This window comes from Pseudomonas sp. OG7 (assembly GCF_014192825.1).
In the GTDB taxonomy this organism is placed as follows: domain Bacteria; phylum Pseudomonadota; class Gammaproteobacteria; order Pseudomonadales; family Pseudomonadaceae; genus Aquipseudomonas; species Aquipseudomonas monteilii.
Map to the genome: position 1 here is coordinate 1 of NZ_JACHYK010000004.1, position 23436 is coordinate 23436.

The window sequence follows — 23436 nt, forward strand, 5'->3', positions numbered from 1 at the left end:
GGTTTCGCCCAGAGCGCCGGCCTGATCCTCGGTGGTTCGATCAGCCAGAGCAACTTCCTCGGTACCGGTAACAAGGTGTCGATCGGCCTGACCCGTTCGGAATACCAGACCCGCTACAACTTCGGCTTCGTGGACCCCTACTTCACGGCCGACGGCGTCAGCCTGGGCTACAACGCCTTCTACCGCAGCACCGACTACGACGACCTCGACGTCGACGTGGCCAGCTATGCGGTTGACAGCTACGGTGCCGGCGTGAGCCTGGGCTATCCGATCAGCGAAACCTCGCGCCTGACCTATGGCCTGAGCGTGCAGCAGGACAAGATCAAGACCGGTAAGTACACCGTTGACGAGATCTTCGATTTCCTTGAGCAGGAAGGCGACAACTTCCTGAACTTCAAGGCTTCGATCGGCTGGTCCGAGTCGACCCTGAACAAAGGTGTGCTGGCTACTCGTGGTCACTCGCAAAGCCTGACTCTGGAATCCACCATTCCGGGTAGCGACCTGTCGTTCTTCAAGCTCGACTACCGTGGTCAGCTGTTCAAGCCGATCACCAATGACTACACCCTGCGCCTGCACACCGAGCTGGGCTATGGTGACGGTTACGGCAGCACCTCTGGCCTGCCGTTCTATGAGAACTACTTCGCGGGTGGCTTCAACTCCGTCCGTGGCTTCAAGGACAGCAGCCTGGGCCCACGCAGTACGCCGAGCCGCGGCGAGGCCGAAGGTGGCAAGCCAGGTACCATCCGCGACCCGGATCAGGACCCGTTGCCGTTCGGTGGTAACGTGCTGGTGCAAGGTGGTGTCGAGTTGCTGTTCCCGCTGCCGTTCGTCAAGGACCAGCGTTCGCTGCGCACCTCCGTGTTCTGGGACGTCGGTAACGTGTTCGACACCAATTGCGGCAACAAGCCTGATTGCGAGAAAGTCGGTTTCTCGGGCATGGCCAGCTCGGTTGGTCTTGGTGTGACCTGGATTACCGCACTGGGCCCGCTGAGCTTCAGCTTGGCAATGCCGGTGAAGAAGCCGGACGATGCCGATACCCAGGTGTTCCAATTCTCTCTGGGCCAGACCTTCTAAGGTCGGCCCTTGCTTAATGACAACGGTTTATCCAGGAGTGCATCGTGCGTAAATTGGCTCAACTGGCCGTAGTGGCCGCGGCGCTGGTCGCCACCCCGGCATTCGCCGAAATGAAGGTTGCTGTGCTGAACTATCAGATGGCCCTGCTGGAATCGGATGCTGCCAAGAAGTACGCAGTTGATGCCGAGAAGAAGTTCGGTCCGCAACTGACCAAGCTGAAAAGCCTGGAAAGCAGCGCCAAGGGCATCCAGGACCGCTTGATCAAGGGCGGCGACAAGATGCAGCAGCAGGAGCGTGAGCGCCTGGAACTCGAGTTCAAGCAAAAGGCCCGTGACTTCCAGTTCCAGTCCAAGGAGCTGAACGAAGCCAAAGCCGTTGCTGACCGCGACATGCTCAAGCAACTGAAACCGAAGCTGGATGGTGCTGTCGAGGAAGTGATCAAGAAGGGCGGCTACGACCTGGTCCTCGAGCGTGGTGCGGTCATCGATGTCAAGCCTCAGTACGACATCACCCGCCAAGTCATCGAGCGCATGAACCAAGCCCGTTGATATGAGTGTGACCATGACGCTAGGCCAGCTGGCCGAGGCCCTCGGTGCCACCCTCAAAGGCCCCGAGGCGCTGCAGATTACCGGTCTGGCCACCCTGCAGGAGGCTGGCCCCGGTCAATTGAGCTTCCTCGCCAACCCGCAGTACCGCAAGTACCTGGATAACTGCCAGGCGGGTGCGGTATTGCTCAAGGCTGCGGATGCCGAAAGTTTCGCTGGCAATGCCCTGATCGTGGCCGACCCGTACCAGGCGTATGCGCGTATTTCCCACTTGTTCGACCCCAAACCCAAGGCTGTGGCGGGAATCCATCCCAGCGCCGTGGTGGCTGAGGACGCACAGGTGGACGCCAGCGCCAGCATCGGGGCGTTCGCGGTTATCGAAAGCGGTGCGCGTATCGAGGCTGATGTCAGCATCGGCGCACATTGCTTCATCGGTGCGCGTTGCGTTGTAGGTGAAGGTGGCTGGCTGGCGCCGCGGGTGACGTTGTATCACGACGTCACCATCGGCAAGCGAGTGGTCATCCAGTCGGGTGCCGTGATCGGCGGCGAAGGCTTCGGCTTTGCCAATGAGAAAGGCATCTGGCGCAAGATTGCCCAGATCGGCGGCGTCACCATTGGTGATGACGTGGAAATCGGCGTCAATACCGCCGTCGACCGTGGTGCGCTGTCCGACACGCGGATCGGTGACGGGGTAAAGCTCGACAACCAGATCCAGATCGCCCACAACGTGCAGATCGGTGACCACACGGCCATGGCGGCTTGCGTGGGCATTTCCGGCAGTACGCGCATCGGCAAGCATTGCATGCTGGCCGGCGGCGTAGGCCTGGTAGGGCACATTGATATTTGCGATAACGTATTTGTTTCCGGGATGACGATGGTGACCCGTTCGATCACTGAACCCGGTTCCTATTCATCCGGCACAGCCATGCAGCCTTTGGCTGACTGGCGCAAGAGCGCTGCGCGTATCCGTCAGCTCGATGACATGGCCAAGCGTCTTCAGCAGCTGGAAAAACGCGTCGATACCGTGACCTCAGGTGGCCAGCCGACATCAGAAGGCTGATACCATTCCCTGAGCAAGAGTGAACAGTCGCTAGCTGGCTCCTCTTTGGATTGCAAAAGGAGCGTGTGGTCAGCACCTGCGCTCCCTATTCTTATTACAGGCTTCCCCCCCGAAATGATGGACATCAACGAGATTCGCGAATACCTGCCTCACCGTTACCCGTTCCTCTTGGTGGACCGAGTGACGGATCTGGACTTCGAGGCCCAGAGCATTCGTGCCTACAAGAATGTCAGCATCAACGAGCCGTTTTTCAATGGCCACTTCCCGGCGCACCCGATCATGCCGGGTGTCCTGATCATCGAAGCCATGGCCCAGGCGGCCGGCATCCTTGGCTTCAAGATGCTCGATGCCAAGCCGGCCGACGGCACCCTGTACTACTTCGTCGGCTCCGACAAGCTGCGTTTCCGTCAGCCGGTACTGCCGGGTGACCAGTTGGTGCTGGAAGCCAAGTTCCTCAGCCGCAAGAGCATGATCTGGAAATTCGAGTGCCGTGCCCTGGTCGACGGCAAGCCGGTTTGCTCGGCAGAGATCACCTGCGCGGAACGCTCCCTATGAATTCGATTGATCCTCGGGCCATTATCGACCCGTCGGCCAAACTGGCCGATGGCGTCGAGGTCGGCCCTTGGTCGATCGTTGGCCCCGATGTGGAAATCGGGGAGGGCACCGTTATCGGCCCGCATGTTGTGCTCAAAGGCCCGACCCGCATCGGCAAGCATAACCGTATCTTTCAGTTTTCCTCGATCGGTGAAGACACCCCGGACCTCAAGTACAAGGGTGAACCGACGCGCCTGGTGATCGGTGACCACAATGTGATCCGTGAAGGGGTGACCATTCACCGTGGTACCGTTCAGGACCGTGCTGAAACCACCGTGGGTGACCACAACCTGATCATGGCCTATGCACACATCGGCCACGACAGCGTCATTGGCAATCACTGCATCCTGGTCAACAACACGGCCTTGGCCGGCCATGTGCATGTGGGTGACTGGGCGATCCTGTCCGGCTACACCCTGGTGCACCAGTACTGCCATATCGGTGCCCACGCGTTTTCCGGCATGGGGACGGCGATTGGCAAGGACGTTCCGGCCTTTGTTACCGTGTTTGGCAGCCCGGCCGAAGCCCGCAGCATGAACTTCGAGGGCATGCGCCGTCGCGGTTTCAGTGACGAGGTGATCCATGTGCTGCGCCGCTGCTACAAGATTGTCTACCGCCAGGGCCTGACCGTCGAAGACGCGCTCAAGGAGTTGGCGGAAATGGCCGCGCAACACCCTGAGGTCGAACTGTTCCGCCAGTCGATCGTGAACTCCGCCCGCGGCATCACCCGCTGACATGGCCCCGCTTTGCGTAGCCTTGGTCGCAGGTGAGGCCAGCGGCGACATTCTGGGTTCCGGCCTGATGCGTGCCCTGAAGGCGCGCCACCCGGATGTGCGTTTCATTGGCGTTGGCGGCCCGTTGATGGAAGCCGAAGGCCTGCAATCGTACTTCCCCATGGAGCGCCTGGCTGTCATGGGCCTGGTCGAGGTACTGGGGCGCCTGCGCGAGTTGCTCAAGCGCCGCAAGTTGCTGATCCAGACGCTGATCGACGAAAAGCCGGATGTATTCATCGGCATCGACGCCCCTGACTTCACCCTCAATATCGAGCTGAAACTGCGTCAGGCCGGGATCAAGACCGTGCATTACGTCAGCCCGTCGGTCTGGGCGTGGCGGCAGAAGCGCGTGCTGAAGATTCGCGAAGGCTGCGACCTGATGCTGACGCTGTTGCCGTTCGAGGCGCGGTTCTATGAAGAGCAGGGCGTGCCGGTGCGTTTTGTCGGCCACCCGTTGGCCGACACCATACCGCTTGAAGCCGACCGCCCGGCCGCGCGCGCTGCGCTGGGCTTGGGCGAGGGGCCGGTAGTGGCCCTGATGCCGGGCAGCCGGGGTGGGGAAGTCGGGCGACTGGGGGCATTGTTCCTTGATGCCGCAGAGCGCTTGTGCCAACAGGTGCCGGGCGTGCGCTTCGTGCTGCCCTGCGCAAATGCCGCGCGGCGTGCCCAGGTTGAACAGATGCTCGAAGGGCGGCAACTGCCGCTGACGCTGCTTGATGGCCAGTCGCATCAGGCACTGGCGGCCTGTGACGCGGTGCTGATCGCCTCCGGTACCGCCACCCTGGAAGCGTTGCTGTACAAGCGGCCTATGGTGGTGGCCTATCGCCTTGCGCCCTTGACCTACTGGATTCTCAAGCGCCTGGTGAAAAGCCCCTACGTGTCATTGCCTAACCTGCTTGCCCAGCGCGAACTGGTGCCCGAGCTGCTGCAAGACGCTGCGACCAGCGAAGCCCTGGCCAAAACCCTTGCGCCGCTGGTGCGTGATGGCAGCCGGCAGACCGAACGTTTCGACGAAATTCACCGCACCCTGCGCCTAGACGCCTCCAATCAGGCGGCCGAGGCGGTACTGGCCCTGCTCAAGGACCGCTGACATGCAAATTGGACTGGACTTCAACCTGGTCGAGGACCTGGTCGCCGGCGTCGACGAAGTGGGCCGTGGCCCACTGTGTGGCGCGGTGGTAACGGCGGCGGTGATCCTCGACCCTGCGCGCCCGATCCTTGGCCTGAACGATTCGAAGAAGCTCACCGAAGCCAAGCGCGAGGCGTTGTTCGACGAAATCCGGGAAAAGGCGCTGAGCTTCTGTATCGCCCGTGCCGAAGTCGAGGAAATCGACCGCCTCAACATCCTGCATGCGACCATGCTGGCCATGCAGCGCGCCGTGGAAGGCCTGCACATTACACCGAAGCTGGCCCTGATCGATGGCAACCGCTGCCCGAAGCTGGCCGTACCGGCTTCGCCAGTGGTCAAGGGCGATAGCCAGGTGCCAGCTATCGCGGCGGCTTCGATCCTGGCCAAGGTGACCCGAGACCGGGAGATGAGTGCCTTCGAGCTGATTTACCCAGGGTATGGCATGGGTGGGCACAAGGGTTACCCCACGCCGGTGCACCTCGAGGCCCTGGCACGGTTGGGGCCTACGCCCATTCATCGGCGTTCCTTTGCCCCGGTGCGGGCGGCCTGGGAAGCACGCGAAGGCGTTACCGATTCCCTGATCTGACCTGGTGGGGCCGCTTTGCGGCCCTTCGCGGCGGTTCGGCGCACCAACTTGCCCGCTCCACAGGTGCGGCGTCGTTCCCGAGAGCAGTGATATCCCTGTGGGGGCGGGCAAGTCGGTGCGCCGAACCGCCGCGAAGGGCTGCGAAGCAGCCCCAAATCCCATCCCCATTTAAGCTACAATCCCGCCCTTGTCGTTCAGCACTGCTACAGGATCTTCCATGTCGGTTCCCTTCGTTCACCTGCGCGTCCACTCCGAATTCTCGCTGGTCGACGGCCTGGTGCGGGTCAAACCGCTGGCCAAGGCGCTGGCGGGGATGAACATGCCGGCGGTGGCGATCACCGACCAGAGCAACATGTGCTCGCTGGTGAAGTTCTACAAGACCGCCATGGGCGCCGGCATCAAGCCGATCTGCGGCGCCGACCTGTGGCTGGCCGGTGCCGACCCGGAAGCGCCGCCGTCGCGCATCTGCTTTCTGGCCATGGACCCCAAGGGCTACCGCAACCTCACCGAGTTGATCTCGCGTGGCTGGACCGACGGCCAGCGCAATGGCCTGGTCATCCTGCAGCGCGAATGGATCGCCCCTGCCAGTGAAGGCCTGATTGCCCTGTCTGCGGGCAAGGAAGGCGACATCGGCATGGCCTTGCTGGCCGGCCGGGACGATGAAGCCCAGGCCCTGCTGCAAGACTGGATGGGCATGTTCCCCGATCGCTTCTACGTTGAAGTGCAGCGCACCAACCGCGCCCGTGACGAAGAGTACGTGCACGCTGCCGTAGCGCTGGCAGACAAGCTCGGCGCCCCGCTGGTGGCTACCAACGACGTGCGCTTCCTCAAGCAGTCCGATTTCGACGCCCATGAAACCCGCGTGTGCATTGGCGAAGGCTGGACCCTCGACGACCCGCGCCGCCCGCGTGGCTACAGCGATCAGCAATACCTGAAGTCGGCCGAGGAAATGGCCGAGCTGTTCAGCGACCTGCCTGATGCCATCGCCAACACGGTCGAAATCGCCAAGCGGTGCAATATCCAGGTTCAGCTGGGCAAGTACTTCCTGCCCGACTTCCCCACGCCCAATGGCATGGGTATCGACGATTACTTGCGGCATGTGGCCCACGAAGGCCTGGAAGAGCGCCTGGCGGTGCTGTGGCCGAAAGAGACCACGCCCAATTACGAAGCAAAGCGCCAGGTGTACCTGGACCGCCTGAAGTTCGAGCTGGACATCATCATCCAGATGGGCTTCCCCGGTTACTTCCTGATCGTTATGGACTTCATCAAGTGGGCCAAGAACAACGACGTGCCGGTGGGCCCGGGCCGTGGTTCGGGTGCTGGCTCGCTGGTGGCGTACGTACTCAAGATCACTGACCTCGACCCGCTGGCCTACGACCTGCTGTTCGAGCGCTTCCTCAACCCTGAACGTATTTCCATGCCCGACTTCGACGTCGACTTCTGCATGGACGGCCGTGACCGGGTGATCGACTACGTGGCCGAGGCCTACGGCCGCAACGCAGTGAGCCAGATCATCACCTTCGGCACCATGGCCGCCAAGGCGGTGGTGCGAGACGTGGCGCGGGTGCAGGGCAAGTCCTACGGCCTGGCCGACCGCCTGTCGAAGATGATCCCGTTCGAAGTGGGCATGACCCTGGAGAAGGCCTACGAGCAGGAAGAGATCCTGCGCGACTTCCTCAAAGGCGATGAAGACGCCCGCGAAATCTGGGACATGGCCCTGAAGCTGGAAGGTGTGACCCGGGGCACCGGCAAGCACGCCGGTGGTGTGGTTATCGCGCCGACCAAGCTTACCGATTTTTCGCCGATTGCCTGTGATGAAGAAGGCGGTGGCCTGGTAACCCAGTTCGACAAGGATGACGTCGAGGCTGCCGGCCTGGTGAAGTTCGACTTCCTTGGCCTGCGTACGCTCACCATCATCAAGTGGGCGATGGAGATCATCAACCGCGAGCAGGCGAAGAACAACCTGCCCGACGTCAACATTGACTTCATCCCGCTGGACGACCGCAAGACGTACGAGCTGTTGCAAAAGGCCGAGACCACGGCGGTGTTCCAGCTCGAATCGCGCGGCATGAAGGAGCTGATCAAGAAGCTCAAGCCCGACTGCCTGGAAGACCTGATCGCACTGGTGGCACTGTTCCGTCCAGGCCCGCTGCAATCGGGCATGGTGGACGACTTCATCAACCGCAAGCACGGCCGCGCCGAGCTGGCTTACCCGCACTCCGACTACCAGTATGAAGGCCTCAAGCCGGTACTGGCACCGACCTACGGCATCATCCTGTATCAGGAACAGGTGATGCAGATTGCTCAGGTGATGGCAGGCTATACCCTGGGCGGCGCCGACATGCTGCGCCGGGCGATGGGTAAGAAAAAGCCCGAGGAAATGGCCAAGCAGCGCGGTGGTTTCATCGAAGGCTGCGTGGCCAACAATATCGACGCGGACCTTGCCGGTAACATCTTCGACCTGGTAGAGAAGTTCGCAGGTTACGGGTTCAACAAATCCCACTCCGCGGCTTATGGCCTGGTGTCGTACCAGACCGCCTGGCTGAAAACCCACTACCCGGCGCCGTTCATGGCCGCGGTGCTGTCGGCAGACATGCACAACACCGACAAGGTGGTGGTGCTGGTCGAGGAGGTGCGCAGCATGAAGCTGCGCCTCGACGCGCCGGATGTGAACTTCTCCGACTTCAAGTTCACCGTCAACAACGACGGGCGCATCGTCTATGGCCTGGGTGCCATCAAGGGCGTGGGTGAAGGCCCGGTAGAGGCAATTGTAGAGGCCCGTGCCCAGGGCGGCCCGTTCAAGGACCTGTTCGACTTCTGTGAACGGATCGACCTCAAGCGGGTCAACAAGCGTACCCTGGATGCGTTGATCCGAAGTGGCGCGCTGGACCGCCTGGGGCCGCATTTCCATGACGAGATCAAGGCCTATCACGCCAACATCGACATCAACCGTGCAACCTTGATCTCCGCGTTGGGTGAAGCCATCAAGGCTGCCGAGCAGGCAGCCCATACCGCTGACAGCGGCCATGTCGACCTGTTCGGCAGCATGTTCGGCGAGGCGGATGTCGATGTTTATGCCAACCACCGCAAGGTGCGTGAACTCACCCTCAAGGAGCGCCTGAAGGGTGAGAAGGACACCCTTGGCCTGTACCTCACCGGCCACCCGATCGACGAATACGAGGCCGAAATCCGCCGCTTTGCCCGCCAGCGCATCGTCGACCTGAAGCCGTCGCGTGAAACCCAGACTATCGCCGGCATGATCATTGCCCTGCGGGTGATGAAGAACAAGAAGGGCGACAAGATGGGCTTTGTGACCCTGGATGACCGCTCTGGGCGCATCGAGGCATCGTTGTTCGCCGATGCGTTCATGGCGGCACAGTCCTTGCTGCAGAACGATGCCATGGTGGTGGTGGAGGGCGAGGTCAGCAACGACGACTTCTCCGGTGGCCTGCGCCTGCGGGTCAAGCAGGTGATGACCATGGAAGATGCGCGCACCAAGCTGGCCGAAAGCCTTCGGCTTAAGGTGGCGCACGACGCATTGAAGGGCGACCGCCTGAAGTGGCTGGGCGAGCTGATTACCCGCCATCGCGGTGCCTGCCCGATTACCCTGGAATACACCGGCAGCGATGCCAAGGCCATGCTGCAGTTCGGCGACCAGTGGGCAATCGACCCGGCCGACGGGCTGATTCAGGCGCTGCGTGACCAGTTCGGGCGTGAGAACGTCTTCCTGCAATATCGTTGAACCGAAAAAAATTTAATCTCGACCTGAATGCGCCTGATCCCTTAAGGTAGGGCGCCAAACGGATCAACCGGCCGGCCGCCTGGCCGTAGACCCAAGACGGATGACTATGAACCCGAATTTTCTCGATTTCGAACAGCCGATTGCCGACCTGCAAGCCAAGATCGAAGGCCTGCGCCTGGTAGGCAACGACAATTCGCTGAACATCAGCGATGAAATTGCCCGTCTGCAAGACAAGAGCAGCACCCTGACCGAAAGCATCTTCGGCAACCTGACCAGCTGGCAGATCGCCCGTCTGGCCCGTCATCCACGTCGTCCTTACACCCTGGACTACCTGGAACACATCTTCACCGAGTTCGAAGAGCTGCACGGTGACCGCCACTTCTCCGACGACGCCGCCATTGTGGGTGGTACCGCACGCCTGGACGGCAAGCCGGTCATGGTCATCGGCCACCAGAAGGGCCGTGAAGTACGCGAGAAGGTGCGCCGCAACTTCGGCATGCCGCGCCCGGAAGGCTACCGCAAGGCTTGCCGCCTGATGGAAATGGCCGAGCGCTTCAAGATGCCGATCCTGACCTTTATCGACACCCCGGGTGCCTACCCGGGCATCGACGCCGAAGAGCGCAACCAGAGCGAGGCAATTGCCTGGAACCTGCGTGTGATGGCTCGCCTGAAAACCCCGATCATCGCGACCGTGATTGGCGAGGGTGGTTCTGGCGGTGCACTGGCCATCGGTGTGTGTGACCAGCTGAACATGCTGCAATATTCCACCTACTCGGTGATCTCGCCGGAAGGTTGCGCTTCGATCCTGTGGAAGACTGCCGACAAGGCGGCCGATGCAGCAGAGGCCATGGGCATCACTGCCGAGCGCCTGAAGAGCCTGAACATCGTCGACAAGGTGATCCAGGAACCGTTGGGCGGCGCCCACCGCGACCCTGTCAAGATGTCGGAAAGCATTCGCGCCGACCTGGTGCAGCAGCTGGACATGCTCAGCAAGTTCGACAACGACGCGCTGCTGGCCCGCCGTTACGAGCGCCTGATGAGCTACGGCCTCTGATTCACTGATTTAGCCCAGGGGCCGCTTTGCGGCCCTTTCGCGACACAAGGCCGCTCCTGCAGGCGACCGCGTTTTCCTGTAGGAGCGGCCTTGTGTCGCGAAAGGGGTGCAAAGCCCCCCGGCAATCTCAAGCCAAGTGAGGAACAGATGATCAACCTCACCCCCTGGCTCAATGCCCCAGCCTGGTACATCGCCTTCTCCGGCGGCCTCGATTCCACTGTCCTCCTGCACCTGCTGGGCGACTACGTCCGCCACCACGCATCCCCCCCGCTGCGGGCGATTCATGTCCATCACGGTCTGCAGTCCGCCGCCGACGCCTGGCCGGCTCACTGCCAAGCCATCTGCGACAATCTCGGCATTGAACTCCGGGTCATCCACGTCCAGATCGCCCCCGGTGCCAGCCTCGAACAGGCCGCCCGCGACGCCCGCTATGCCGCGTTCGAGCAAGCCCTGAGCCCCGGCGACATCCTGTTCACCGGCCAGCACCGTGACGACCAGGCCGAAACCCTGCTGTTTCGTCTGTTGCGCGGCGCCGGCCTGCGTGGCCTGGCTGCAATGCCGGTGCAGCGGGCGCTAGGGCAGGGCAGTCTGGTCAGGCCTTTGCTGGCTTGTTCTCGGCAGCAACTGCAGGCCTATGCCCGAATGAAAGGGCTGGCCTGGATCGAAGACCCGTCAAACGCCGACATACATTTCGCCCGCAACTTCCTGCGTGGTGAGGTGCTCCCGCATTTGCAGCAACGTTGGCCGCAAACCACCCAGAACCTCGCCCGCGCCGCAGAGCACCTGGGCGAAGCCCTGGGGCTGCTGGACGAGCTCGCCCAAGGTGACCTTGCGTGCGCAGAAAGGGGGGCGCCGAAGGCCTGGGCCGGGTTGGACTCGCTCGACCTGGCATCCCTGGTCGCGTTGTCGCCCGCCCGTCAGCGCAATGCCCTGCAGTATTGGCTGAGCCTTCGCACCCGTTTGCCAGACACCCGGCACTGGGCTGGTTGGGCGGACCTGCGTGATGCTGCCGGGGATGCCCAGCCCGTCTGGCGGCTCGCCGACGGGCAACTGCTGCGCAGCCATGGGCGCATCTGGTGGCTGAGTGGTGACTGGCTACAGCTGCCCGTCGGCGAGCTGGCCTGGGTGAACCCCACCGGGCCGCTGGTGCTGCCAGGTAACGGCAGCGTGCGTCTTGCGGTCGCACAGCCGTTCGCAGACCTGCGCATCGCCTATCGCAAGGGCGGCGAAATGCTGGACGTCCCCGGCCGTGGGCGGCGCGACCTCAAGCGCCTGCTCAACGAGTTGCAGGTGCCGCATTTCCTGCGCCCACGCCTGCCGCTGCTGTATCAGGGCGAGTGTTTGCTGGCGGTGGCCAACCTGCCGGGGTTGGTGCAGGCGGATTGCCAGCTGCACTGGCAGTTACCGACGAACGCGCAAGGTTTGAGCTGAAGGGTACATTCGGGTAGACTACCCTCCCTTCTTGATACAGCTTCTGTGGGTTCCGCGAAAACACAGGAGTTGCCGATTACCAAGCAGTTTTTTGCTGGGCTGATTCTGGAAATGACGAGCGAGCTCCATGCCGGGGATACCCCTGGTCTGTACAGACGCGGCAGTTTTTCGAGATGCACTGTGATTGACGCAGGTGATCGGGGGCTTCGGCCTTCCTTCGCTTTCTCCGGCGGCGCTGGCCGCCTTAACGCAGACTTCTAGGGTTTTTCATGACGCGCTACATATTCGTCACGGGCGGTGTTGTTTCTTCATTGGGGAAAGGCATTGCCTCGGCTTCCCTGGCGGCCATCCTGGAAGCGCGGGGCCTGAAGGTCACCATGCTCAAGCTGGATCCGTACATCAACGTCGATCCGGGCACCATGAGCCCGTTCCAGCACGGTGAAGTGTTCGTCACCCACGATGGCGCCGAGACCGACCTCGACCTGGGCCACTACGAGCGGTTCATCCGCACCACCATGACCCAGAACAACAACTTCACCACCGGCCGCATCTACGAGCACGTGCTGCGTAAAGAGCGTCGTGGTGATTACCTGGGCGCGACCATCCAGGTCATCCCGCACATCACCGACGAGATCAAGCGTCGCATCATCAAGGGTGCCGGCGATGCCGACGTGGCCCTGGTGGAAATCGGTGGTACCGTGGGTGACATCGAGTCGCAGCCGTTCCTCGAGGCCATCCGCCAGCTGCGCGTCGAAGTGGGCTCCAAGCGCGCCATGCTGATGCACCTGACCCTGGTCCCGTACATCGCCACCGCGGGCGAAACCAAGACCAAGCCGACCCAGCACTCGGTCAAGGAGCTGCGCTCCATCGGCCTGCAGCCTGACGTGCTGATCTGTCGCTCCGACCACCCGGTCGATGCCTCGTCGCGTCGCAAGATCGCGCTGTTCACCAACGTTGAAGAGCGTGCGGTGATTTCGCTGGAAGACGTCGACACCATCTACAAGATCCCGGGCGTACTGCACGCACAGGGCCTGGACGATTTCGTCGTCGAGCGTTTCGGCCTGCAGTGCAGCGGCGCCGACCTGTCCGAATGGGACAAGGTGGTCGATGCCAAGCTCAACCCTGAGCATGAAGTGACCATCGCCATGGTCGGCAAGTACATGGAGCTGCTGGACGCGTACAAGTCGCTGATCGAAGCGATGAGCCACGCCGGCATCACCAACCGTACCAAGGTCAACCTGCGCTACATCGATTCGGAAGACATCGAGAACCAGGGCACCAGCCTGCTCGAAGGCGCCGATGCCATTCTGGTGCCGGGCGGTTTCGGCCTGCGCGGCGTGGAAGGCAAGATCACTGCGGTGCAATACGCCCGTGAAAACAAGGTGCCGTACCTGGGTATCTGCCTGGGGATGCAGGTGGCCGTGATCGAATTCGCCCGTAACGTCATGGGCTGGAAAGACGCCAACTCCACCGAGTTCGACCGCAACAGCGGCCACCCTGTGGTCGGCCTGATCACCGAGTGGGCCGATGCCACCGGTGCCGTCGAAACCCGCAACGAGGCTTCCGACCTGGGCGGCACCATGCGCCTGGGCGCACAGGACTGCCAGCTGGCTGCCGGTTCCAAGGTCCACGACTGCTACGGCAAGGACGTGATCACCGAGCGTCACCGCCACCGCTATGAAGTGAACAACAACCTGCTGCCGCAACTGGTCGACGCTGGCCTGGTGGTTTCTGGCCGTTCCGAAGATGGCGCGCTGGTGGAAGTGGTCGAGTCCAAGGACCACCCATGGTTCGTCGCCTGCCAGTTCCACCCGGAGTTCACCTCCACCCCGCGTGACGGCCACCCGCTGTTCAGTGGTTTCGTCAAGGCAGCCCTGGCTCAGAAGAACAAGGCCTGATCAATGACCCAGAAGATCATCCGCGTCGGTAACATCGAGATCGCCAACGACAAGCCGTTCGTCCTGTTCGGCGGCATGAACGTCCTGGAGTCCCGTGACCTGGCAATGAAGGTCTGCGAGGAGTACGTGCGGGTTACCGAGAAGCTCGGTATCCCCTATGTGTTCAAGGCCAGCTTCGACAAGGCCAACCGTTCGTCGGTGACGTCTTACCGTGGCCCGGGCATGGAAGAAGGGCTGAAGATCTTCGAAGAGATCAAGCGCACCTTCAATGTGCCGGTGATCACCGACGTGCACGAGCCTTACCAGGCCGAGCCGGTTGCCAAGGTATGCGACATCATCCAGCTGCCGGCCTTCCTGTCGCGGCAGACCGACCTGGTGGTGGCCATGGCCAAGACTGGCGCGGTGATCAACATCAAGAAGGCCCAGTTCCTCGCACCCCAGGAAATGAAACACATCCTGGCCAAGTGCGAAGAGGCCGGTAACGACCAGTTGATCCTCTGCGAGCGTGGTTCGAGCTTCGGCTACAACAACCTGGTGGTGGACATGCTCGGCTTCGGCATCATGAAGCAGTTCGAGTACCCGGTGTTCTTCGACGTGACCCACGCCCTGCAGATGCCGGGTGGCCGCGCCGACTCCGCGGGTGGCCGCCGCGCCCAGGTTACCGACCTGGCCAGGGCGGGCATGAGCCAGGGCCTGGCAGGCCTGTTCCTCGAAGCCCACCCGGACCCGGACAACGCCAAATGCGATGGCCCATGCGCCCTGCGCCTGGACAAGCTGGAGCCATTCCTGGCCCAGCTCAAGCAACTGGACGACCTGGTGAAAAGTTTTCCGACGGTAGAAACCGCGTAAAGCTCATTTCTCGGGTAAAGTACCGCCCGATCCACCCCTGACCAATCGGTCAGGGGCTCCCTTCACCCGGCCTGCCCACTGCAAATCCGCCTGGTGAACGGCAAGAATTTCTTAAGCTAAGTTGTTTTCGTCAATTCTGGAGTGCTTACAACAATGGCAAAAATCGTCGACATCAAAGGTCGTGAAGTTCTCGATTCGCGTGGCAACCCCACCGTGGAAGCCGATGTACTGCTCGACAACGGCATCATCGGCAGCGCTTGCGCGCCGTCCGGTGCTTCCACCGGCTCGCGCGAAGCGCTGGAGCTGCGTGATGGCGACAAGAGCCGTTACCTGGGCAAGGGCGTGCTGAAGGCTGTCGCCAACATCAACGGCCCGATCCGTGACCTGCTGCTGGGCAAGGACCCGGCAGACCAGAAAGCCCTGGACCGCGCCATGATCGAACTGGACGGTACCGAGAACAAGGCCAAGCTGGGCGCCAACGCCATCCTGGCTGTTTCCCTGGCTGCCGCCAAGGCCGCTGCCCAGGACCAGGACCTGCCGCTGTACGCGCACATCGCCAACCTGAACGGCACCCCGGGCCAGTACTCGATGCCGGTTCCGATGATGAACATCATCAACGGTGGCGAGCACGCCGACAACAACGTCGACATCCAGGAGTTCATGGTTCAGCCGGTAGGCGCCAAGACCTTCTCCGACGGCCTGCGCATGGGCACCGAAATCTTCCACCACCTCAAAGCCGTGCTGAAGGCCCGTGGCCTGAACACCGCCGTGGGTGACGAAGGTGGCTTCGCTCCTAACCTGGCTTCCAACGAAGACGCCCTGGGCGCCATCGCCGAAGCGGTTGAAAAAGCCGGTTACAAGCTGGGTACCGATGTGACCCTGGCCCTGGACTGCGCGGCTTCCGAATTCTATGAAGACGGCAAATACAACCTGTCCGGCGAAGGCAAGTCGTTCGACGCGGAAGGTTTCGCCGAATACCTGAAAGGCCTGACCGAGCGCTTCCCGATCATCTCGATCGAAGACGGCCTGGACGAGTCCGACTGGGCTGGCTGGAAGATCCTCACCGACAAGATTGGTGAAAAGGTACAGCTGGTTGGCGACGACCTGTTCGTGACCAACACCAAGATCCTGAAGGAAGGCATCGAGAAGGGTATCGGTAACTCGATCCTGATCAAGTTCAACCAGATCGGCTCGCTGACCGAAACCCTGGAAGCCATCCAGATGGCCAAGGCTGCCGGCTACACCGCAGTGATCTCGCACCGCTCCGGTGAAACCGAAGACTCGACCATTGCCGACCTGGCCGTCGGTACCGCTGCTGGCCAGATCAAGACCGGCTCGCTGTGCCGTTCCGACCGCGTTTCCAAGTACAACCAGCTGCTGCGCATCGAAGAGCAACTGGGTGCCAAAGCGGTTTACCGTGGTCGTGCCGAGTTTCGCGGCTAAGCAAGAGATGGTAAAAAGACAGCAGCCGGAGTTGTAGGAACGTTCGTACTGATCTTTCCTTCATCCCAACGGGTTTCTGTCAACGAAGCCTGGCCTCGGCCAGGCTTCGTGCTATTCGAGGCCCCGAAGTAACAAGTACGCGGCAGCCTTTTTAACCTGGATAACGTGATGCGCAGTCCCTATTGGGTGTTCCTCGTTCTGCTCCTGCTGCTGGGTGGCCTGCAGTACCGCCTGTGGGTGGGTAATGGCAGCCTGGCGCAAGTGACCGAACTGAAGCAGCAGATTGACGAGCAGCATGCCGAGAACGAGCGCTTGCTTGAGCGCAACCGCGTGCTCGATGCCGAAGTGCTGGAGCTGAAAAAAGGCATGGAGACCGTTGAAGAACGGGCTCGCCACGAATTGGGAATGGTCAAAGAGGGCGAAACCCTCTTCCAGTTGCCACAGAAATGATCGATACCTTACCGGCCTTCTGGGCCGTGATTCCTGCTGCGGGCGTAGGTGCCCGCATGGCTGCCGACCGCCCCAAGCAATACCTGGAGCTGGCGGGGCAGACCATTCTCGAGCACAGCCTCGACTGTTTTCTTGGCCACCCGGCCCTCAAAGGCGTGGTGGTCAGCATTGCTGACGATGACCCGTACTGGCCGGCCCTGCGTTGCGCCAGCGACCCGCGCATCCAGCGCGCCGCGGGTGGGCGCGAGCGTGCCGATTCGGTGCTCAATGCCTTGCTGTGGCTGCATGCGCAAGGCGCCTCTGACAGCGACTGGGTGCTGGTGCATGATGCTGCGCGGCCGAATTTGGCGCGCAGCGACCTGGACAAGCTGCTGTCGGAGCTGGCGGACGACCCGGTGGGTGGCTTGCTGGCGGTACCGGCGCGCGATACCCTCAAGCGTGCCGATGGCAGCGGCCGGGTAAGTGCTACCGTGGACCGCAGCACCATCTGGCAGGCCTACACACCGCAGATGTTCCGCCTTGGGGCACTGCACCGGGCGTTGGCCGAGTGCCTGGTGTCGGATGTGGTCGTGACGGATGAAGCCTCGGCCATCGAGTGGTCCGGCCAGGCGCCGCGGCTGGTGGAAGGGCGCAGTGACAACATCAAGGTCACGCGCCCCGAAGACCTGGAGTGGTTGCGTCAGCGCTGGGCTGGGCGCCGCTGAAGTCTCAAGCCCGAGAATAGGCCGGTACAGGCAATGGATTCCTTCAAGCCAGCCGATATTCCGGCAACCCCGCCAACCCCTCCTTCAGGTAATCCACCAACCGTCGCACCTTCGGCGACAGGTGCCGCTGTTGCGGATACAACGCCCACACTGCCGTATTCGGCGGCTGGTGCGCTTCCAGCAACGACACCAGAGCCCCCGTATTCAAGTGCTCCAGGACGTAATAATCCGGCAACTGGCACAACCCCATCCCCTGCAACGCCGCATCCAGCACCGCCTGCCCACTGTTGCAGCGCCAGTTCCCTTGCACCCGCTGGCTAATCTCGCGCCCATCCTGCTGCAATGCCCACAAGTCCGAACTGCCCACCAGGCAATTGTGCCGCGCCAACTCTGACAGGCTGTGTGGTCGACCATAACGTTCCAGATAAGCCGGCGAGGCACACAGGTACATGCGCCGGGGTGCGAGGCGGGCGGCCACCAACCGAGAATCGGCCAGACGCCCCAACCGGATGGCGAGGTCCATGCCTTCGTGCAGCAAGTCGAGGGTGTGGTTGCTCAACTCCACCTCCACGCGCAACTGCGGGTACAGCGCCATGAACCGTGTCACGAGCGGCACGATGAAGCGCTCGCCGTACGCTACCGCGCACGTCATGCGCAGTAACCCCTTTGGCTCGCTGGCCAAGTCGCCCATGGCGCGCAGGGCTTCCTCGCGGCCATCCTGAAGGCGTTGGCAATGCTGCAGAAAAGTTTGCCCGGCCTCGCTCAGGGTCACCCGACGGGTACTGCGGTAGAGCAGGCGCGTTTGCAGGCGCTCCTCCAGCCGGGCGATCTGGCGACTGATGTGCGACGAGGAAACCCCCAGGCGTTCGGCCGCTGCCGTGAACTGGCCAGATTCGGCCACGGCGACGAATTCGTCGATACCTTCCCAGCGGCTGCTCATTGATTATCCCTGTATGGCAATAATGTTTTGTCTTTGCCTGGATTATTCATCAAAAGGCTGTGAATTACACTGCAGCCTGAATCGACACTCTGTCTGGAGACCTTTGATGATCAAGTCCCGTGCCGCCGTAGCCTTCGAAGCCAAGAAACCCCTGGAAATCGTCGAAGTCGACGTGGCCATGCCCAAGGCCGGTGAAGTGCTGCTGCGCGTGGTCGCCAGCGGTGTTTGCCACACCGACGCCTACACCCTGTCCGGTGCCGACCCGGAAGGCATCTTCCCGTCGATCCTCGGCCACGAAGGTGGCGCGATCGTTGAAGCGGTAGGCGAGGGCGTGACCTCGGTAGCCGTTGGCGATCATGTGATTCCGCTCTACACCCCGGAATGCGGCAAGTGCAAATTCTGCCTCTCGGGCAAGACCAACCTGTGCCAGGCCATCCGTGCTACCCAAGGCAAGGGCCTGATGCCCGACGGCACCACGCGCTTCTCCTACAAAGGCCAGCAGCTGTTCCACTACATGGGGACCTCGACCTTCTCCGAGTACACCGTGCTGCCGGAAATTTCCGTGGCCAAGATCCAGAAAGAAGCACCACTGGAAAAGGTGTGCCTGCTGGGCTGCGGCGTCACCACCGGTATCGGCGCGGTGCTCAACACCGCCAAGGTCAAGCCGGGTGATACCGTGGCCATCTTCGGCCTGGGCGGCATCGGCCTGTCGGCGGTGATCGGTGCGGTCAAGGCCAAGGCCTCGCGCATCATCGCCATCGACATCAACCCGGCCAAGTTCGAGATCGCCCGCCAGCTGGGCGCTACCGACTGCATCAACCCGAAAGACTACGACCGCCCGATCCAGGAAGTGATCGTCGACCTTACCGACGGGGGCGTGGACTTCTCCTTCGAGTGCATCGGCAACGTGCAACTGATGCGTGCGGCGCTTGAGTGCTGCCACAAGGGCTGGGGCGAGTCGGTGATCATCGGTGTGGCCGGTGCCGGCCAGGAAATCGCCACCCGTCCGTTCCAGCTGGTGACTGGCCGTGTATGGCGCGGTTCGGCGTTCGGTGGCGTGCGTGGCCGCAGCGAGCTGCCAAGCTACGTGGAAATGTCCGAGAAGGGGGAGATCCCGCTGGATACCTTCATCACCCACACCATGGGCCTGGAGGATATCAACAAAGCCTTCGACCTGATGCATGAAGGCAAGAGCATCCGCAGCGTGATCCACTTCTGAGGTACGCCATGAGCCTGGATAACATCTCCTGCCAGAAAAGCTTCGGCGGTTGGCACAAGCGTTACCGGCATCACTCCAAGGTGCTGGGCTGCGACATGGTATTTGCCGTGTACTTGCCGCCGCAGGCCGAACAGGGTGAGAAGCTGCCGGTGCTGTACTGGCTCAGCGGCCTCACCTGCACCGACGAAAACTTCATGCAGAAGGCCGGCGCCCAGCGCCTGGCCGCCGAGCTTGGGCTGATCATCGTCGCCCCCGACACCAGCCCGCGCGGCGAGCAGGTGCCGGGCGACCCGGACGGCGCCTGGGACTTCGGCCTGGGGGCGGGCTTCTACCTCAATGCCACCCAGCAGCCTTGGGCCAAGCACTACCACATGCACGACTATGTGGTGGAGGAGTTGCCCGCGCTGATCGAAGCGCACTTCCCGGCATCGGGCGAGCGCAGTATCAGTGGTCACTCCATGGGCGGGCATGGCGCGTTGGTGTGCGCCTTGCGCAACCGGGGGCGTTACCGTTCGGTGTCGGCATTCTCGCCGATCAGCAACCCGATGGACTGCCCATGGGGCGAGAAGGCCTTCAGCCGTTACCTGGGTGACGACCGTGCGCGCTGGCGTGAGTGGGATGCCAGTGTGCTGTTGGCCGAAACGCCGGCTGGCGAGTGCCCGCCGTTGCTGGTGGACCAGGGCGATCGTGACGATTTTCTCGAAAAGCAGCTCAGGCCTGAAGCGCTGGAGCAGGCGGCACGCAAAGGGGGGCATGAACTGACCCTGCGCCTGCAGCCGGGTTATGACCACAGCTACTACTTCATTGCCAGCTTCATCGAGGAACACCTGCGCCATCATGCGGTGGCACTGGGGCGGGTGTAACAGCCCGGTCCAAAAGCCGCCAAACCCGCTGCAAAGCAGGTAGAATCACGCCCTGACTCATTCAGGGCGTTTTCTTATGCGTATTGGCCACGGCTACGATGTGCACCGTTTCTGCGACGGTGATTTCATTACCCTGGGCGGGGTGCGTATCCCCCACAAATACGGCCTGCTGGCCCACTCCGACGGCGACGTGCTGCTGCACGCCCTGAGCGATGCCTTGCTGGGTGCTGCGGCGCTGGGCGATATCGGCAAGCACTTCCCCGACACCGACCCACAGTTCAAGGGGGCCGACAGCCGCGTGCTGCTGCGCCATGTGGTCGGCATCGTCCAGGCCAAGGGCTGGAAGGTCGGCAACGTCGACGCCACCATTGTCGCTCAGGCGCCGAAGATGGCCCCGCACATCGAGACCATGCGCCAGCTGATCGCCGAGGACCTGCAGGTCGACCTCGACCAAGTCAACGTCAAGGCCACCACCACCGAAAAGCTGGGCTTCACCGGCCGCGAGGAGGGTATTGCCGTGCATTCGGTCGCCCTGCTGCTGCCAGCATGACCGAACTGGAACTGCTGGGCCCGCGCGCATCGGGCGAACCCCTGGGCACCGCCATCCTCAAGGCGGTTGCCGAAGACTTCCAGGTCGACGAAGTGCTCGATATCCCGCTCTCGGGCCAGGGCGAGCACTTGTGGCTGTGGGTCGAGAAGCGTGACCTGAACACCGAAGAGGCCGCTCGCCGCCTGGCGCGCGCCGCCGGTGTGCCGGTGCGCACCATCAGCTATGCCGGGCTCAAGGACCGTCAGGCCCTGACCCGTCAGTGGTTCAGCCTGCACCTGCCAGGCAAGGCCGACCCTGACCTGTCACGTGCCGAGGATGCCAACCTGCGCGTGCTCAAGCAGGTGCGTCACCAGCGCAAGCTGCAGCGTGGCGCGCATTCGGCCAACGGCTTCACCCTGCGCCTGACGGCCCTGGCTGCAGATCACCAGGCGCTGGATGCGCGCCTGGAACAGCTGAAGCAGCACGGTGTACCCAACTATTTCGGCACCCAGCGCTTCGGTCACGGCGGCGGCAACGTCCATGACGCCCTCGACTGGGCGGCGCGCAAAGCCTTGCCCGAGCAGCGCAATGTGCGTTCGCGGTTGCTTTCGGCCGGGCGCAGCTACCTGTTCAATCAGGTGCTGGCTGCGCGTGTCGCTGAAGGTAGCTGGGCGCGGGCGCAGGTCGGCGACCTGCTGGCATTCACTGACAGCCGTAGCTTTTTCCCGGCGGGAGAGGCGGAATGTGCCGACCCGCGCCTGGCGATTCTCGATCTGCATCCGACCGGCCCGATGTGGGGTGAGGGCGCTTCGCCTGCTGACGGGGCCACTGCCCGCTTGGAAAACGCCGTCGGTGCAGAGCAACCGGCACTTTGCCAGTGGTTGGCCCAGGCGGGCATGGATCACGAACGGCGCATTTTGCGGCTCCCTATTGGCGGCCTGACATGGCATTATCCCGAGCCTGATATCCTGCAACTGGAATTCGTCCTGCCGGCCGGATGCTTCGCCACCGTGGTGGTGCGTGAAGTCGTGGATCTGGTGTCGGCAGGGCAGACGGACAGCCCATGCGTATTCTGATTTCGAACGACGACGGTGTTACCGCGCCCGGCATCGCCGCGCTGCACGCTGCGCTGGCGGATTACGCCGAGTGCTCGGTGATCGCCCCGGAGCAAGACAAGAGCGGCGCCAGCAGTTCGCTGACGCTGGACCGGCCACTGCACCCGCAAACCCTGGCCAACGGTTTCATCAGCCTGAACGGCACGCCGACCGACTGTGTGCACCTGGGGCTCAATGGGCTGTTGCCGCACACGCCGGACATGGTCGTGTCGGGGATCAACCTCGGTGCCAACCTGGGCGATGACGTGCTGTATTCGGGCACGGTCGCCGCAGCGTTGGAAGGCCGCTTCCTGGGTGGCACGTCGCTGGCGTTTTCGCTGTTGTCGCGCCAGCCGGACAATCTGCCGACCGCGGCCCATATCGCCCGCCGCCTGGTCGAGGCCCAGTCGCGCCTGGCGCTGCCACCACGCACTGTGCTCAACGTAAACATTCCCAACCTGCCGCTGGAGCACATTCGTGGCATCCGGCTCACCCGCCTCGGTCACCGGGCGCGGGCGGCGGCACCGACCAAGGTGGTCAACCCGCGCGGCAAGGAAGGTTACTGGATCGCCGTGGCCGGCGATGCCGAGGACGGTGGCCCGGGTACCGACTTCCACGCGGTGATGCAGGGCTATGTATCGATCACCCCGTTGCAACTCGACCGCACCTTCAATGATGCCTTCGAGCAGCTCGACGGTTGGCTGGAGGGCCTGCTCTGATGCGCGAGGACGATATGCTGCGCCGCGGCATCGGCATGACCTCCCAGCGTACCCGGGAGCGGCTGATCCAGCGTCTGTGCGAAGAGGGCGTTTCGAACACCAAGGTGCTCGACGTGATTCGTCGCACCCCGCGCCACCTGTTCGTCGACGAGGCACTGGCGCATCGTGCCTACGAAGACACCGCATTGCCCATCGGTCACAACCAGACCATCTCGCAACCGTTCATGGTTGCCCACATGAGTGAGCTGCTGCTCGAGGCCGGGCCGTTGGACAAGGTGCTGGAGATTGGTACCGGCTCAGGCTACCAAACGGCGATCCTGGCCCAGCTGGTGGAACGGGTGTTTTCGGTGGAGCGTATCAAGGTGCTGCAGGACCGGGCCAAAGAGCGCCTGGTGGAGCTGAACCTGCGCAACGTGGTATTCCGCTGGGGCGATGGCTGCGAAGGCTGGCCGGCGCTGGCACCGTACAACGGCATCATCGTCACGGCGGTGGCGCCAGAAGTGCCGCAGGCATTGCTTGATCAGCTTGCCCCCGGGGGGCGCATGGTGATTCCGGTAGGGGCGGCCGGCGAAGCGCAGCAACTGATGCTGATCGTGCGCGAGGAGCATGGATTCTCCCGGCGCGTGCTGGGGGCCGTACGCTTCGTCCCGCTGCTCAATGGTCCGCTGGCCTGAGGCTGGCGGGTATGACTCGCGCGGTATTTTTGCCCCAGCGGCGAATTCTTGCCGCTTCGCTCTGTC

Annotated in this window: 22 protein-coding genes; 21 read left to right on the forward strand and 1 reads right to left on the reverse strand. The window is 62.5% G+C overall.

The genetic code is table 11. The features are described from left to right. The 15 genes from bamA to ispD all read left to right on the forward strand — a co-directional run. The coding region (gene bamA / locus FHW75_RS10755) for an outer membrane protein assembly factor BamA (protein ID WP_025755049.1) at nucleotides 1–1074 on the forward strand (1074 nt) is incomplete at its 5' end. A 44-nt stretch (nucleotides 1075–1118) separates the two neighbouring features. Beyond that, nucleotides 1119–1622 (forward strand): OmpH family outer membrane protein, encoded by a 504-nt coding sequence (locus FHW75_RS10760; protein ID WP_003252311.1) that lies wholly within the window; start codon nucleotides 1119–1121, stop codon nucleotides 1620–1622. 1 nt (nucleotide 1623) lies between these two features. Continuing rightward, nucleotides 1624–2679 carry a UDP-3-O-(3-hydroxymyristoyl)glucosamine N-acyltransferase gene (gene lpxD, locus FHW75_RS10765; RefSeq protein WP_025755050.1) on the forward strand — a complete coding sequence of 352 codons (1056 nt, stop codon included), beginning with the start codon at nucleotides 1624–1626 and terminating at the stop codon, nucleotides 2677–2679. Between the two features lie 114 nt (nucleotides 2680–2793). Continuing rightward, nucleotides 2794–3234 (forward strand): 3-hydroxyacyl-ACP dehydratase FabZ, encoded by a 441-nt coding sequence (gene fabZ, locus FHW75_RS10770; RefSeq protein WP_003252314.1) that lies wholly within the window; start codon nucleotides 2794–2796, stop codon nucleotides 3232–3234. Further along, nucleotides 3231–4007 carry an acyl-ACP--UDP-N-acetylglucosamine O-acyltransferase gene (gene lpxA, locus FHW75_RS10775; RefSeq protein WP_016712927.1) on the forward strand — a complete coding sequence of 259 codons (777 nt, stop codon included), beginning with the start codon at nucleotides 3231–3233 and terminating at the stop codon, nucleotides 4005–4007. Before fabZ ends, lpxA begins: the two co-directional genes overlap by 4 nt. 1 nt (nucleotide 4008) lies before the next feature. Then, a complete protein-coding gene (gene lpxB / locus FHW75_RS10780) occupies nucleotides 4009–5136 on the forward strand; it encodes a lipid-A-disaccharide synthase (protein ID WP_159265989.1) in 1128 nt (375 codons plus the stop codon). Nucleotide 5137: 1 nt separating this feature from the next. Beyond that, on the forward strand, nucleotides 5138–5761 hold the full coding sequence (rnhB, locus tag FHW75_RS10785; protein ID WP_019097118.1) for a ribonuclease HII: 624 nt from the start codon (nucleotides 5138–5140) through the stop codon (nucleotides 5759–5761). 217 nt (nucleotides 5762–5978) lie between these two features. Then, nucleotides 5979–9503, forward strand: coding sequence for a DNA polymerase III subunit alpha (dnaE, locus tag FHW75_RS10790; protein ID WP_025755051.1), 3525 nt, complete (start codon nucleotides 5979–5981; stop codon nucleotides 9501–9503). A 106-nt stretch (nucleotides 9504–9609) separates the two neighbouring features. Further along, nucleotides 9610–10557 (forward strand): acetyl-CoA carboxylase carboxyltransferase subunit alpha, encoded by a 948-nt coding sequence (locus tag FHW75_RS10795; RefSeq protein ID WP_025755052.1) that lies wholly within the window; start codon nucleotides 9610–9612, stop codon nucleotides 10555–10557. A 147-nt stretch (nucleotides 10558–10704) separates the two neighbouring features. Beyond that, entirely contained in the window at nucleotides 10705–11988 is a 1284-nt protein-coding gene (gene tilS / locus FHW75_RS10800; protein WP_183673632.1) for a tRNA lysidine(34) synthetase TilS, read from the forward strand. A 269-nt stretch (nucleotides 11989–12257) separates the two neighbouring features. Continuing rightward, nucleotides 12258–13886: a CTP synthase gene (locus FHW75_RS10805; protein WP_019097122.1), complete on the forward strand. Its 1629-nt coding sequence runs from the start codon at nucleotides 12258–12260 to the stop codon at nucleotides 13884–13886. A gap of 3 nt (nucleotides 13887–13889) precedes the next feature. Further along, nucleotides 13890–14735: a 3-deoxy-8-phosphooctulonate synthase gene (kdsA, locus tag FHW75_RS10810; RefSeq protein ID WP_183673634.1), complete on the forward strand. Its 846-nt coding sequence runs from the start codon at nucleotides 13890–13892 to the stop codon at nucleotides 14733–14735. 153 nt (nucleotides 14736–14888) lie between these two features. Continuing rightward, nucleotides 14889–16178 carry a phosphopyruvate hydratase gene (gene eno, locus FHW75_RS10815; protein WP_016712919.1) on the forward strand — a complete coding sequence of 430 codons (1290 nt, stop codon included), beginning with the start codon at nucleotides 14889–14891 and terminating at the stop codon, nucleotides 16176–16178. A gap of 168 nt (nucleotides 16179–16346) precedes the next feature. Continuing rightward, entirely contained in the window at nucleotides 16347–16628 is a 282-nt protein-coding gene (gene ftsB / locus FHW75_RS10820; RefSeq protein ID WP_016712918.1) for a cell division protein FtsB, read from the forward strand. Continuing rightward, nucleotides 16625–17332: a 2-C-methyl-D-erythritol 4-phosphate cytidylyltransferase gene (gene ispD, locus FHW75_RS10825; protein WP_084296977.1), complete on the forward strand. Its 708-nt coding sequence runs from the start codon at nucleotides 16625–16627 to the stop codon at nucleotides 17330–17332. The genes ftsB and ispD overlap by 4 nt, the downstream gene beginning before the upstream one ends. A 43-nt stretch (nucleotides 17333–17375) precedes the next feature. Here ispD and FHW75_RS10830 read toward each other — a convergent pair whose 3' ends face one another. Further along, on the reverse strand, nucleotides 17376–18272 hold the full coding sequence (locus FHW75_RS10830; protein ID WP_019097125.1) for a LysR substrate-binding domain-containing protein: 897 nt from the start codon (nucleotides 18270–18272) through the stop codon (nucleotides 17376–17378). Between the two features lie 106 nt (nucleotides 18273–18378). Between FHW75_RS10830 and FHW75_RS10835 the strand changes: the two genes are divergently transcribed. From FHW75_RS10835 to FHW75_RS10860, 6 genes are all read left to right on the forward strand, one after another. Next, entirely contained in the window at nucleotides 18379–19491 is a 1113-nt protein-coding gene (locus tag FHW75_RS10835) for an S-(hydroxymethyl)glutathione dehydrogenase/class III alcohol dehydrogenase (RefSeq protein WP_016712915.1), read from the forward strand. A gap of 8 nt (nucleotides 19492–19499) precedes the next feature. Then, nucleotides 19500–20354, forward strand: coding sequence for an S-formylglutathione hydrolase (gene fghA / locus FHW75_RS10840; protein ID WP_027615813.1), 855 nt, complete (start codon nucleotides 19500–19502; stop codon nucleotides 20352–20354). A 76-nt stretch (nucleotides 20355–20430) separates the two neighbouring features. Next, the gene (ispF, locus tag FHW75_RS10845; RefSeq protein WP_161751465.1) at nucleotides 20431–20904 is read left to right on the forward strand and encodes a 2-C-methyl-D-erythritol 2,4-cyclodiphosphate synthase; all 474 of its coding nucleotides are present in this window, start codon (nucleotides 20431–20433) and stop codon (nucleotides 20902–20904) included. Next, nucleotides 20901–21959, forward strand: coding sequence for a tRNA pseudouridine(13) synthase TruD (gene truD, locus FHW75_RS10850; protein WP_027609873.1), 1059 nt, complete (start codon nucleotides 20901–20903; stop codon nucleotides 21957–21959). The genes ispF and truD overlap by 4 nt, the downstream gene beginning before the upstream one ends. Next, the gene (gene surE, locus FHW75_RS10855) at nucleotides 21947–22696 is read left to right on the forward strand and encodes a 5'/3'-nucleotidase SurE (RefSeq protein WP_016712911.1); all 750 of its coding nucleotides are present in this window, start codon (nucleotides 21947–21949) and stop codon (nucleotides 22694–22696) included. The genes truD and surE overlap by 13 nt, the downstream gene beginning before the upstream one ends. 35 nt (nucleotides 22697–22731) lie before the next feature. Next, nucleotides 22732–23370, forward strand: coding sequence for a protein-L-isoaspartate(D-aspartate) O-methyltransferase (locus tag FHW75_RS10860; RefSeq protein WP_161751472.1), 639 nt, complete (start codon nucleotides 22732–22734; stop codon nucleotides 23368–23370). The last annotated feature ends 66 nt before the right edge of the window (nucleotides 23371–23436 follow it).

Bases quoted from the DNA above. Each gene is read 5' to 3' on its own strand.
- fabZ (WP_003252314.1), top strand. From the start codon at position 2,794: ATGATGGACATCAACGAGATTCGCGAATACCTGCCTCACCGTTACCCG.
- lpxA (WP_016712927.1), top strand. From the start codon at position 3,231: ATGAATTCGATTGATCCTCGGGCCATTATCGACCCGTCGGCCAAACTG.
- surE (WP_016712911.1), top strand. From the start codon at position 21,947: ATGCGTATTCTGATTTCGAACGACGACGGTGTTACCGCGCCCGGCATC.
- FHW75_RS10830 (WP_019097125.1), bottom strand. From the start codon at position 18,272: ATGAGCAGCCGCTGGGAAGGTATCGACGAATTCGTCGCCGTGGCCGAA.
- eno (WP_016712919.1), top strand. From the start codon at position 14,889: ATGGCAAAAATCGTCGACATCAAAGGTCGTGAAGTTCTCGATTCGCGT.
- lpxB (WP_159265989.1), top strand. From the start codon at position 4,009: ATGGCCCCGCTTTGCGTAGCCTTGGTCGCAGGTGAGGCCAGCGGCGAC.
- fghA (WP_027615813.1), top strand. From the start codon at position 19,500: ATGAGCCTGGATAACATCTCCTGCCAGAAAAGCTTCGGCGGTTGGCAC.
- FHW75_RS10795 (WP_025755052.1), top strand. From the start codon at position 9,610: ATGAACCCGAATTTTCTCGATTTCGAACAGCCGATTGCCGACCTGCAA.
- ftsB (WP_016712918.1), top strand. From the start codon at position 16,347: ATGCGCAGTCCCTATTGGGTGTTCCTCGTTCTGCTCCTGCTGCTGGGT.
- FHW75_RS10805 (WP_019097122.1), top strand. From the start codon at position 12,258: ATGACGCGCTACATATTCGTCACGGGCGGTGTTGTTTCTTCATTGGGG.
- lpxD (WP_025755050.1), top strand. From the start codon at position 1,624: ATGAGTGTGACCATGACGCTAGGCCAGCTGGCCGAGGCCCTCGGTGCC.
- truD (WP_027609873.1), top strand. From the start codon at position 20,901: ATGACCGAACTGGAACTGCTGGGCCCGCGCGCATCGGGCGAACCCCTG.
- kdsA (WP_183673634.1), top strand. From the start codon at position 13,890: ATGACCCAGAAGATCATCCGCGTCGGTAACATCGAGATCGCCAACGAC.
- tilS (WP_183673632.1), top strand. From the start codon at position 10,705: ATGATCAACCTCACCCCCTGGCTCAATGCCCCAGCCTGGTACATCGCC.
- ispF (WP_161751465.1), top strand. From the start codon at position 20,431: ATGCGTATTGGCCACGGCTACGATGTGCACCGTTTCTGCGACGGTGAT.
- FHW75_RS10860 (WP_161751472.1), top strand. From the start codon at position 22,732: ATGACCTCCCAGCGTACCCGGGAGCGGCTGATCCAGCGTCTGTGCGAA.
- dnaE (WP_025755051.1), top strand. From the start codon at position 5,979: ATGTCGGTTCCCTTCGTTCACCTGCGCGTCCACTCCGAATTCTCGCTG.
- rnhB (WP_019097118.1), top strand. From the start codon at position 5,138: ATGCAAATTGGACTGGACTTCAACCTGGTCGAGGACCTGGTCGCCGGC.
- FHW75_RS10835 (WP_016712915.1), top strand. From the start codon at position 18,379: ATGATCAAGTCCCGTGCCGCCGTAGCCTTCGAAGCCAAGAAACCCCTG.
- ispD (WP_084296977.1), top strand. From the start codon at position 16,625: ATGATCGATACCTTACCGGCCTTCTGGGCCGTGATTCCTGCTGCGGGC.